Origin of the sequence: Marinobacter sp. (assembly GCF_033722195.1) — a bacterium.
In the GTDB taxonomy this organism is placed as follows: Bacteria; Pseudomonadota; Gammaproteobacteria; order Pseudomonadales; family Oleiphilaceae; genus Marinobacter.
On record NZ_JAWVZL010000103.1, the window covers coordinates 1 to 10,159 of the forward strand.

Consider the following 10,159-nt stretch of genomic DNA (forward strand, 5'->3'; position numbering starts at 1 on the left):
GCAACCACTTCCGCACTGGCTCTGACCCTGGCCAGCCAGGCCGGCGCCGTCGAGCTGTTCCCCAAGAGCCCCGGCGATCCTGCCGGCTACAGTGCCAGCATTTACGGCTATGCCCGTTTTGGCGCTTCCTACGACATTGACGAAAACATTGCCATTTCCACCCGCGCCGGCTCCTTCGGCCGCATCAACACCGGTGCCGCCGAGGACGACGAGGTCACCGGCCACTTCGGCGCCGACGCCTTCCAGACCCGCATTGGCGTTATGACCATGAGCCCCGAAGGCCTGAAGGTGGTGGTGGAAGGTGACTTCCGCGGCGGTGGCGGCGGCTCACTGCGCCTGCGCCATGGTTACGGCGAGTACAAGGGTGTGCTGCTGGGCCAGACCTGGTCCAACTTCAACAGCTTCGTGGGCAACACCTCGGTGCTGGACTTTGACGGCCTGGCGGGCAACGCCGGTCTTCAGGGCCGCACACCCCAGGCCCGTTACACCAGCGGCCCGCTGTCGGTCTCCCTGGAGGAGCCGGTCAGCTCTGCTAATGCCCAGACCAACGTCACCGAGCAGCAGGTCAACCTGGTGACCGGCGAGATCGAAGACGTGGTGGTGGGTGTCGCAGGCACCAGCGCCACCCTCAAGCGCAGTCTGCCGACCGCCACCGCCCGTTTCGAGGAGTCCGCCGGCGGCCTGTCCTACTCCGCAGCCCTGGCAGTCCAGCAGGTGGAAGTGGACAACGGCTCGGTGGATGACTCGGTGGTGGGCTTCGCCACCTTCGTGGCCGCCAAGATGGCGCTGACCGACATGGTCACCATCCAGGGCGCGCTGACCTACAGCGATGGTGGCAACGCCTACCTGTACCGGTCCGGTGAGAACTTCGCTGCCGAGGACGCCTACCTGGTCAACGGTGAGCTGGAAACCATCGCCGGCTACGGCGGCACCATCGGTGCCGGTATCAACCTGGGCGGCGGCCGCAGCATCAACGCCGGCTACGGTCTGGTGACCGTGGACTGGGACGATGCCGAGGACGACTACGGCACCAACGCCGGCGCCATCATCGGCGGCAAGAGCGAAACCAACCAGAACGCCATGGTGAACTACCAGTGGTCCCCGGTGAAGAACATGAACCTGGGTGTGGAGTACGGCTACTTCAAGCGTGAGAACCAGAACGGCGACGACGGCGATGCCATGCGCATCCTGTTCGCAGGCCAGTACAACTTCTGAGTCTGGCACTTCCATCAGGTTAACTCAGACTTTGCCCCGGCCTTCGTGCCGGGGTCTTTTTATCGTATGCTCAACAGGGATGGATTCCGATCATGACAACATCACCTGCAGGCGGACCCCCGTTCATGGCACAGCCATTTACCCATAACAACAAGACCGGGCTGACCCGGGACCTGATAGAAGCCATATTTCCCATGTTCGAGCAGGCCAGCGCTGGCGCCATCGCGGTGGACAGCGACTGCCGCATTACCTGGATCAACAACAGCTACGCCGCCCTACTGGGGGTGGACAACCCCGAGGCAGTGATTGGCCAGCCCATCCAGCCGGTTATCCCCCAGACCCGGATGCCGGAGGTGGTGAAGTCCGGCAAACCCCTGCTGCTGGACATCATGGAATACCAGAACCAGCAGCTGGTGGTCACCCGGCTGCCTTACTTCGACGAGGGCGGCAAGGTCATCGGCGCCGTCGCCTTTGTGCTCTACGACGACCTGCAGCCTTTGACACCGCTGGTGAGCAAGTACCGGCGCCTGCACCAGGACCTGGTGGCGGCCCGCAAGGCCCTGGCCAAAAAAGCCCGTGGCACCCGTTACAGCCTGGCGGATTTCGTCGGCGCCAGTCCGGCTGCGCTGGAAGTGAAGCGCCGGGCCCGGCTGGCGGGGGGCCGGGACATGCCGGTTCTGCTGCTGGGTGAAACCGGTACCGGCAAGGAAGTGCTGGCCCAGGCCATCCATTCGGTGTCGGCGCGCTCGGAAAAGCCCTTTGTGGGGGTAAACGTGGCGGCGATTCCGGACAACCTCCTGGAGGCGGAATTCTTCGGTGTCGCCCCCGGCGCCTACACCGGTGCTGACCGGCGCATGCGGGAGGGCAAGTTCCAGCACGCCGACGGTGGCACCCTGTTCCTTGATGAGGTTGGCGATATGCCGCTGCCCCTGCAGGCCAAGCTGTTGCGGGCGCTGCAGGAGGGCGAGATCGAGCCGCTGGGCTCCAACAAGGTGGTGACCGTGGACGTGCGGGTAATTGCCGCCACCAGCCGCAATCTGGAAGCGATGATTGCCGATGGCAGCTTCCGCTCGGATCTCTACTACCGTCTCAATGTCCTGGAAATACCCATACCGCCGCTGCGGAGCCGTCTCGCGGATCTCGGGGTGCTCAGTGAGGCACTGCTGGAGAAGATCGGCGAGGGTCTTGAGCTGCGGGGCGAGATCACCGACGCCGGTATTGCCGCCCTGGGCAGTTACGACTGGCCGGGCAACATCCGCGAGCTGCAGAATGTGCTGGAGAGGGCGCTCACCATGGGTGAGGAAAGCGGGGTCCTCGACGCCGACGCCATCTTCAAGGTATTGCCCCGCACCGGTAACCGGCTGGTGCCGTCCCTGACTCCCCAGCCCGTGCGTCCGCTGGCGCAGACCCTGGCGGAAGCCGAGGCGCAGGCCATCGAGGAAGCCCTGGTGGCGAGCCGCGGCAACCGTACCCGGGCCGCCAAACTGCTGGGCATTTCCCGCTCGGTACTCTACGAGAAGCTGGCCAGGCTGTCCTGAAACCAGGACGCCTGTCCCGATTTCCGTACATCTGGCTACGACTTCCGTCTGAATATGACCGGTAATCCGGACAGTTTTTACCCCGCGCCATTCCGTCTATGGCGATATATTACTGATTTATTTAGCAAAATAATTCTTGGCATGTTGTCTGCTGATACCGGATTGCAGGACGTCAGAACAACGCAGACAACAAGGCTGACGCTCTTAACAGCACCACTTTTTTTCGGTGTCTGTCTCGTTTCCTGTGATGTCTGACTAGACTCAATCCAGGCCCGTCGGGTTTCGATCCAAAACGGCCGGTAAAACAACAAAGCTAGGAGACTTGCCAATGAAACTCGCCAAGACCCTTACCGGGGTTGCCGCTGCCATCACCCTGACTTCCGGTGCCGCCTTCGCGGACGATCTGCGCTGGAAGATGCCCGTCGCTTTCGCCACCAACCTGCCCGGCCTGGGTTCGCCCGCCGCCTGGGTTGCCGACAACCTCACCACCGCTTCTGATGGCAGCATCCAGGTGCGCGTCTATGAGCCGGGCAAGCTGGTGCCCGCGTTCGATATTCTGCAGTCGGTTTCTGACGGCAAGGTTGCCGCCGGTTACACCTGGATCGGTTACGACCAGGGCAAAGTGCCCGCCGTCCCCCTGTTCGCCGCTGTGCCCTTCGGCATGAAGCCCTGGGCCTACACCGGCTGGTACTACTACGGTGGTGGCCATGAAATGCTGCAGGAAACCTACGCCAACAAGGGTTTCAAGGTGCACGCCCAGCTCTGTGGCATCATCGGTCCGGAAACAGCGGGCTGGTACAAGGACAAGGTTGAAACCCTGGAAGACTACCAGGGCATGAAGATCCGCTTCGCCGGTCTGGGTGGCAAGGTGCTGGAGAAGCTGGGCGCCTCGGTCACCATGATGCCCGGTGGCGAGCTCTACCAGGCGCTGGAGAAGGGCACCATCGATGCCACCGAGTTCTCCATGCCCGCCATCGACCAGATCCTTGGCTTCGACCAGGTGGTCAAGTACAACCTGTTCCCGGGCTGGCACCAGCAGTTCACCGCCCAGTACATGCTGATCAACCAGGACGAGTGGAACCGTGCCACCAAGGCCCAGAAAGCCATGGTGGAGGCTGCCTGCACCGCCGCCACCACCCGCGGTCTGGCCGAGGGTGAGTACAAGAACGGCGCGGTTCTGGCCGGCTTCCAGGAGAAAGGTGTCCAGGCTGACCAGATTCCCCGCGAGGTTCTGGAGAAGCTCAAGGCCGTGACCCAGGAAGTGCTGGAGGAGGAAGCCTCCAAGGACGCCGACTTCAAGCGCGTCTATGAAAGCCAGCAGAAGTTCATGGAGACCTACCAGGTGTGGGATGAGCGCGCCTACCTGCCGTCCGATCTGTAAGGTCCGGGCCTGAAGCCGGTAGTGCCGGGCCGCGCCCGGTGCTACCGGCGCAAGAATGGATGGCCCTGCGGGGCCATCCTTGTTTCGTAGCGGAAGCTTTCTGAGTTAGGAGCTTTTTCATGAAGGTGTCGGATCAAGGCCCGCCGAATACCCCCCGGCCTTCCGTGTCCAACACGGACGAATTTCTGCATCACCACACCGAGCTTCCCACCACCCGGATCAGCAAAGTGCTGGATGTTGTCATTGCCGGCATCGGCAAGGGTGCCTCCTGGCTCTGGGTGGTGGTGACCGGTGTGATCATCTACGCCGTGGTGGCCCGTTACGCCTTTGGCCAGGGCTCCGTCCTGCTGGAAGAGGTGCAGTGGCACCTGGCCGGCATCGGCTGGCTGTTGGGACTGGGCTACACCCTGGTGACCGACGACCATGTCCGGGTGGATGTGATTCACGAGCGCCTGTCGCTCCGGACCCGCGGCTGGATCGAGCTGTTGGGCACACTGTTTCTGTTGCTGCCGTTTCTGGCCCTGTCCATCTGGGAGATGGTGCCCTACGCCGTCAGTTCCTGGCAGGTGGGCGAAACCAGTCAGGCCCCGGCCGGCCTCAGCCACCGCTGGGTGCTCAAGGGCATAGTGCCGCTGGCCTTTGCGCTGCTGTTCGTGGCGGCGGTGTCGCGCCTGTTCAAGGTAACGGCTCTGCTGTTCGGCTTTCCGCGGCCGATCCGGGCCCGGCCCAAAAACGAAAAGAATGAGGATCGGTCCTGATGGAACTCGAAGTCCTGTTTGTAATCGGCATGTTCCTCACCTTCGGGGCCTTGCTGATGACCGGCTACCCGGTGGCCTGGGTGCTGGGTGGTACCGCGGTTATCTGGACCCTGGTGGGGGTCATCGCGGTTGAGAATTTCGGAGCCAACCTCTGGTTCGACTATCAGTCTTCCATGGGGCTGGTGCCTGAACGAATCTGGGGCATCATCGAGAGTGAGACGCTGGTGGCCCTGCCCATGTTCATCTTCATGGGCATCATGCTGGACCAGTCCGGCATTGCCGAGCGTCTGATGAAGAGCATGGTGCAGCTGTTCGGGGGCGTACGGGGCGGCTTTGCCGTCACGGTCATCATCATTGGCGTGCTGCTGGCCGCCACCACCGGCATTATCGGTGCCTCTGTGGTGCTGCTGGGCATGCTGTCGCTGCCGGTGATGCTGGAGAACAAGTACGACAAGGGCTTTGCCGTGGGCACCGCCTGTGCCACCGGCACCCTGGGCATCCTGATCCCGCCGTCCATCATGCTGGTGCTGATGGCGGATCGGCTGGCGGTGCCGGAAGCCTCGGTGGGGGATCTGTTCATGGGGGCTTTCCTGCCGGGCATCATGCTGGGTGCCATGTACGTGGCCTATGCCCTGATCCGGCCGCTGCTACAGCCCCACATTGCGCCGGTGCCCGCCGGCATGGGCAAGGTCAACTGGTCGGTGGTCTGGGATGTGATCAAGGCCGTGATACCCACCGCAGCCCTGATCCTCGGGGTCCTGGGATCGATCTTTGCCGGTGTCGCCACCCCCACTGAGGCCTCCGGTGTCGGTGCCCTGGGCGCGCTGCTGCTGGCGCTCTTTTCCGGGCGGCTGAACATGAAGGTGCTGAACGCGTCACTGCACCAGACCACCCGCACCTCCGCCTTCATCTTCGCCATCTTCCTGGGCGCCACCGCCTTCTCGGTGGTACTGCGGGGCCTTGGTGGTGATGCGGTCATCGAGGAAGCGCTGCTGGGATTGCCGTTCGGACCCTACGGCGTGGTACTGACGATCCTGTTCGGGGTGTTCCTGCTGGGGTTCTTCCTGGACTGGGTGGAGATCACGCTGATCATCCTGCCCCTGGTGGCGCCGGTGGTGCAGCAGCTGGGTTTTGACCTGGTGTGGTTCACCATCCTCTTCGCCATGTGCCTGCAGACCTCGTTCCTGACCCCGCCGGTAGGCTTCGCCCTGTTCTACATCAAAGGGGTGGCGCCGCCGGAGATCAAGGTGACCGATATCTACCGGGGCGTGGTGCCTTTCATCATCATCCAGCTGGTGGCGGTCGCCATCGTGTTCCTGGTGCCGGAAATCGCGACCTGGTTGCCCGGTATGGCTTACGATTAAGGAGACAGACGGCATGCGTCTAGAAAACAAGATCGCCCTGATCACCGGGGCAGGGCGCGGCATTGGCCGGGCCATCGCCGAACAGTATGGCCGTGAGGGCGCACGGGTGGCGGTGGCCGACCTGGACCTGGGCAGCGCCCAGGAGGCCGCCGATGCCATCGAGAAGGCTGGCGGCACCGCCATGGCCCTGGCCATGGACGTCACCGACGAGCGCGCGGTGGACGAGGGCGTCGCCGCCATCGTCAAGGCCTGGGGTGGTCTCGATATCGCCCTGGCCAACGCCGGTATCCAGCATATCGACCCGCTCCACAAGCTGGCTTTCGCTGACTGGCGCAAGGTCATGGGTGTGCATCTGGACGGCGCCTTCCTGGTGACGCGGGCGGCCCTGACCGAGATGTATGCCAGCGGCGGCGGTACCATGCTGTATATGGGCTCGGTGCATTCGCTGGAGGCGTCACCGCTGAAGGCTCCCTATGTGGCCGCCAAGCATGGCATGCTGGGATTGTGCAGGGCGGTCGCCAAGGAGGGCGCCGCCCATGGGGTGCGCAGCAACATCATCTGCCCCGGCTTTGTCCGCACCCCGCTGGTGGACAAGCAGATCCCCGAGCAGGCCCGGGACCTGGGGCTGTCCGAGGAAGAGGTCATCAGCAAGGTGATGCTGAAGAATACCGTGGACGGTGAATTCACCACCGTCGAAGACGTTGCCGAGCTGGCCGTACACTTGGCCGCTTTCCCGTCCGCCGCACTGACCGGCCAGTCAGTGGTGGTGAGTCACGGCTGGCACATGCAATAGGAGCGCTCGATGAGTCAGGAACAAACGGCGCCGATCGTCTGGCGCCCTGATCAGGAAACCATTGAAAACAGTCACATGGGCCGCTATCGGCGCTGGCTGGAAGCGGCCGGCCACGGCCCCTTCGCCGATTACCACGCCCTGCACCGCTGGTCGGTGGAGCAGCTGGAAACCTTCTGGCAGACGGTCTGGGACTACACCGGCCTGGTCTGTGACACACCGGCGGACTCGGTGCTGGGCAAGCGCAGGATGCCGGGCGCCGAGTGGTTTCCCGGCATGCGGCTCAACTTTGCCGCCAACCTGCTGCGCATGGCCGACGGCGACAACGCCGACCGCGAGGCTGTGGTGGCCCGTTGCGAGACCCGGGATGACCTGCGCCGCAGCTACCGGCAGCTGAAGGCCGACGTCGGCGCGCTGGAGGCCTTCCTGGCAGGCCAGGGCATCCGGCAGGGCGACCGGGTGGCGGGTGTTGTCACCAACGGCTACGAAGCCCTGGTGGGCATGCTGGCGGCCACCAGCATGGGCGCGATCTGGAGCTCGGCGTCGCCGGATTTCGGGGTTGGCGCCATTCTCGACCGTTTCGGCCAGATCGAGCCGGCGGCATTGGTCATCGTCAACGGTTACGGCTATGGCGGCAAGGTCTTCGACCGTCGCGAGGATTTTGCCGAACTGATCGACGGCCTGGGCAGCCTGCGCTGTGTGGTGAGTGTCCGCCAGCTGCCCGACGTAGAACATATCGCCGGCTCCCTGGTGACCGGCTGGGAAGACGCCCTGGCCGAGGGGGCGGGCAAGGCGCCGTCCTACACGCCGCTGCCGCCGGAGCATCCGGTCTACATCCTGTATTCCTCCGGCACCACCGGCAAGCCCAAGTGCATCGTCCATGGTACCGCCGGCCTGCTGGTCAACCACGCCAAGGAGCTGATGCTGCACGGCGATGTGGGACCGGGGGACCGGTTCCTGTACTTCACCACCTGCGGCTGGATGATGTGGAACTGGCAGGCCTCGGCCCTGCTCACCGGTGCCACCGTGGTGACCGTGGACGGCTCGCCGGGATACCCGGACCTGAACAGCCTGTGGCAGACCGTAGCCGACGAGCGTGTCACCCATTTCGGCACCAGCGCCCGTTTCCTGGCCGGCTGCCGCAAGGCCGGGCTGGTGCCCCGGGACAGTTTCGACCTGTCGCCCATGCGGGTGCTCTTCTCCACCGGCTCGCCGCTGCTGCCGGAAGATTATGATTGGGTCTATACCGACGCCACGCCCGACGTGCTGCTGGGGTCCATCGCCGGCGGCACCGACATCTGCGGCTGCTTTGTGGGCTGCACCCCCCTGCTGCCGGTACGCCGGGGCGAGATCCAGTGCCGCCTGCTGGGCGTGGACGCCGTGGCCTATGACGAGGACGGCCATGCCCTGGAAGGCGGCCGCGGCGAACTGGTGTGCCGCCAGCCGCTGCCCTCCATGCCGGTGAGTTTCTGGGACGATCCCGAGGGCGAGCGCTACCATGCCGCCTATTTCGAGACCTTTCCCGGGGTCTGGGCCCACGGAGACTTCATCCGCTTCACCGAGCATGGCGGCGCGGTTATCTACGGGCGCTCCGACGCCACCCTCAATCCCGGCGGCGTCCGCATCGGTACCGCCGAGATCTACCGGCAGGTGGAAACCGAGACCGCGGTGCGGGACAGCCTGGTGGTGGGTCGCCAGATCGAGGGCGATGTGGAAGTGGTGCTGCTGGTGGTGCCGGCCGAAGGCGGGGAACTCGGCGACGAGCTGGTCAAACGCCTGAAGACCCGCATCCGCGAGGGCGCCAGCCCGCGCCATGTGCCTAAGCACATCCTGGCGGTACCGGACATTCCCTACACCCGCAGCGGCAAAAAGGTGGAACTGGCGGTTGCCCGCCTGCTGAACGGGTCTGCCCGGGCCGACAACCGCGACGCCCTGGCCAATCCGGAAGCCCTGGACGCCATCCGGGAGCGCCTCGCCACCGCCGGTCTGCTGCCGGCCTGACCCGGGGCGGCCCCGCCCGGCGGGGCCGCCTGTCCGCCACCATTGGCGCCGAAAAGCCCCGTCTTTAGACTAAAATCGTACTCTGAGGGACGTAAAAACTGGTATCTTTGTAGTCTTCCAAAAAAGTTCGCATTCAGTCTTTGCTTCAGTCCGGAGTTCAAAAGACGCCGGATTCAGCCCTGACCGTCCTGAACTCACACACTGGCCTGAGGACGAAAATGACCAAATCGAAATCCAAGATCATCTATACCCTGACCGACGAGGCGCCAGCGCTGGCGACCCGCTCCCTGCTTCCCATTATCGAAACTTTCGTGGCCCCGGCCGGCGTTGACGTCGAGACCAGCGACATTTCCCTTGCCGCACGTATTCTGGCCGCGTTCCCGGACTACCTGGAAGAAGACCAGCGGGTACCGGACTCGCTGGCGGAGCTGGGTGAGCTGACCCAGCACCCTGAAACCAACATCATCAAGCTGCCCAACATCAGTGCTTCCATCCCCCAGCTCCGAGCCGCCATCCGTGAGCTCCAGGGCCAGGGCTACGCGGTACCGGATTACGCCGAGAATCCGTCCAGCGAAGAAGAGAAAGAGGCCAAGGCGCGCTACGCCAAGGTGCTGGGCAGTGCCGTCAACCCGGTGCTCCGGGAGGGCAACTCTGACCGGCGCGCGCCGCCGGCGGTAAAGGCGTTCGCCCGCAAATACCCCCACAGCATGGGCGAGTGGAGCCCGGCTTCCCGCACCCACGTGGCCCACATGCGCGGTGGTGACTTCTATTCCAGCGAACAGTCCCTGACCCTGGACCGGGCCTGCACCGTCCATATCGATTTCACCGATGCCGCCACCGGCAAGACCACGGTGCTGAAGCCGGAACTGGAGTTGCAGGAAGGGGAAGTGCTGGACGGCATGTTCATGAGCCGCAAGGCACTGCGGGAATTCTTCGAGCACCAGCTGGAGGATGCCAAGGAAACCGGCGTGATGTTTTCCCTGCACGTCAAGGCAACCATGATGAAGATCTCCCACCCCATCGTGTTCGGCCATGCGGTGACCATCTTCTACAAGGACCTGTTCGAGAAGTACGGCGACCTGTTCAAGGAGCTGGGGGTCAACCCCAACAAC

Annotated in this window: 8 protein-coding genes; all 8 read left to right on the forward strand. The window is 64.0% G+C overall.

Annotation, left to right across the window (positions count from 1 at the left end; all coding sequences use genetic code 11):
* Positions 1-1,215 (forward strand): DcaP family trimeric outer membrane transporter (locus R3280_RS14145; RefSeq protein WP_318999259.1); only part of this gene is annotated, 1,215 nt, incomplete at its 5' end.
* Between the two features lie 125 nt (positions 1,216-1,340).
* Positions 1,341-2,753, forward strand: coding sequence for a sigma-54 interaction domain-containing protein (locus R3280_RS14150; protein ID WP_318999260.1), 1,413 nt, complete (start codon positions 1,341-1,343; stop codon positions 2,751-2,753).
* Positions 2,754-3,081: 328 nt separating this feature from the next.
* The gene (locus R3280_RS14155) at positions 3,082-4,134 is read left to right on the forward strand and encodes a TRAP transporter substrate-binding protein (protein ID WP_318999261.1); all 1,053 of its coding nucleotides are present in this window, start codon (positions 3,082-3,084) and stop codon (positions 4,132-4,134) included.
* Positions 4,135-4,253: 119 nt separating this feature from the next.
* Entirely contained in the window at positions 4,254-4,892 is a 639-nt protein-coding gene (locus R3280_RS14160; protein ID WP_318999262.1) for a TRAP transporter small permease subunit, read from the forward strand.
* On the forward strand, positions 4,892-6,256 hold the full coding sequence (locus tag R3280_RS14165) for a TRAP transporter large permease subunit (protein WP_318999263.1): 1,365 nt from the start codon (positions 4,892-4,894) through the stop codon (positions 6,254-6,256). Before R3280_RS14160 ends, R3280_RS14165 begins: the two co-directional genes overlap by 1 nt.
* A 13-nt stretch (positions 6,257-6,269) precedes the next feature.
* Complete coding sequence (locus R3280_RS14170) at positions 6,270-7,049, forward strand: 3-hydroxybutyrate dehydrogenase (RefSeq protein ID WP_318999264.1); 780 nt, start codon at positions 6,270-6,272, stop codon at positions 7,047-7,049.
* Between the two features lie 9 nt (positions 7,050-7,058).
* A complete protein-coding gene (locus R3280_RS14175; protein ID WP_318999265.1) occupies positions 7,059-9,047 on the forward strand; it encodes an acetoacetate--CoA ligase in 1,989 nt (662 codons plus the stop codon).
* A gap of 218 nt (positions 9,048-9,265) precedes the next feature.
* The coding region (locus R3280_RS14180; RefSeq protein ID WP_318999266.1) for an NADP-dependent isocitrate dehydrogenase at positions 9,266-10,159 on the forward strand (894 nt) is incomplete at its 3' end.

What these genes read in the sequence shown, in the direction of transcription:
- R3280_RS14155 (WP_318999261.1), top strand. Translation starts at nt 3,082, where the DNA reads ATGAAACTCGCCAAGACCCTTACCGGGGTTGCCGCTGCCATCACCCTG.
- R3280_RS14160 (WP_318999262.1), top strand. Translation starts at nt 4,254, where the DNA reads ATGAAGGTGTCGGATCAAGGCCCGCCGAATACCCCCCGGCCTTCCGTG.
- R3280_RS14165 (WP_318999263.1), top strand. Translation starts at nt 4,892, where the DNA reads ATGGAACTCGAAGTCCTGTTTGTAATCGGCATGTTCCTCACCTTCGGG.
- R3280_RS14175 (WP_318999265.1), top strand. Translation starts at nt 7,059, where the DNA reads ATGAGTCAGGAACAAACGGCGCCGATCGTCTGGCGCCCTGATCAGGAA.
- R3280_RS14170 (WP_318999264.1), top strand. Translation starts at nt 6,270, where the DNA reads ATGCGTCTAGAAAACAAGATCGCCCTGATCACCGGGGCAGGGCGCGGC.
- R3280_RS14150 (WP_318999260.1), top strand. Translation starts at nt 1,341, where the DNA reads ATGGCACAGCCATTTACCCATAACAACAAGACCGGGCTGACCCGGGAC.